Source organism: Iodidimonas muriae (genome assembly GCF_014647255.1).
Taxonomy (GTDB): domain Bacteria; phylum Pseudomonadota; class Alphaproteobacteria; order Sphingomonadales; family Rhodothalassiaceae; genus Iodidimonas; species Iodidimonas muriae.
The window spans coordinates 1-824 of sequence record NZ_BMOV01000023.1; the positions used below are offsets into that span (position 1 = coordinate 1).

The 824-nt window shown below is 41.9% G+C and carries 1 protein-coding gene; it reads right to left on the bottom strand.

The window, feature by feature from the left end:
* Window positions 1-108: 108 nt before the first annotated feature.
* Window positions 109-474 (bottom strand): DUF4175 domain-containing protein, encoded by a 366-nt coding sequence (locus IEX96_RS13975; protein ID WP_150006474.1) that lies wholly within the window; start codon window positions 472-474, stop codon window positions 109-111.
* Window positions 475-824: the final 350 nt, after the last annotated feature.

The window sequence follows — 824 nt, forward strand, 5'->3', positions numbered from 1 at the left end:
ATACATTTTTTTCTGCAATCTGTATTGCTGCTATCGTAATTTGGTGGCTTTAATGAGTCCTGAACCTAATGTACTCATGGCTTTTTTCCTCCGGCTAAATAATTAAGATTAATGTTTGTGTTCATCGTGCTCAGGGTTATTCCCTTTGCCGCCCATCATGGTTCCCATGTTTTTGTGCATTTGCTCCATGTGCTCCATCATGCCGCCCATATCTCCATGCATCTTCTGCATTTTTTCTTTCATGGCCGGGTCTTTCATATGCTCCGTCATATCCTTCATATCCGACATCATGCTCTCCATCTTAGAATGCATATCGCCCATTTGATCTGCCATCGGACATTTTTCGCCCTGCATACACATTTGCATCTTTTCCATTTTGTGTTCGTCGCTACCGGACTCATGGTGTCCGGCATAGGCGCTGACAGGCAAAATAAGAGCCGTTGCCAGAAGTAAGGTTCTCAGTGTGGTCTTCATGGTCTTCTCCTTGGTTTTTGTTAATAGTTTTGACCACCATTATCATCTATATGGCGGTCATGGATTTGATTACAGTCAATTGGTTTTGTGACCGGCTTCTTCTTTAGCCGCATCCTGGCAATCAAGATGTTTCTTTACGGACGATTTGATATTACTTGGCCCATGTGAACATTCCCGATGAATTTGAGTGTCATGGTATTTAGCGGTAGAGCATCCTGCGTTAAATAACGATAATGATATTGTAAGAAACAATATTTTCTTCATAAGTTTTCTCCCTTACGATTAGGGTCAGGACCTATTAAATTCGGGGATTCCCATTTGTTGTAATACGTGATTCACCATGGCAAAGG

Bases quoted from the DNA above. Each gene is read 5' to 3' on its own strand.
- IEX96_RS13975 (WP_150006474.1), bottom strand. From the start codon at position 474: ATGAAGACCACACTGAGAACCTTACTTCTGGCAACGGCTCTTATTTTG.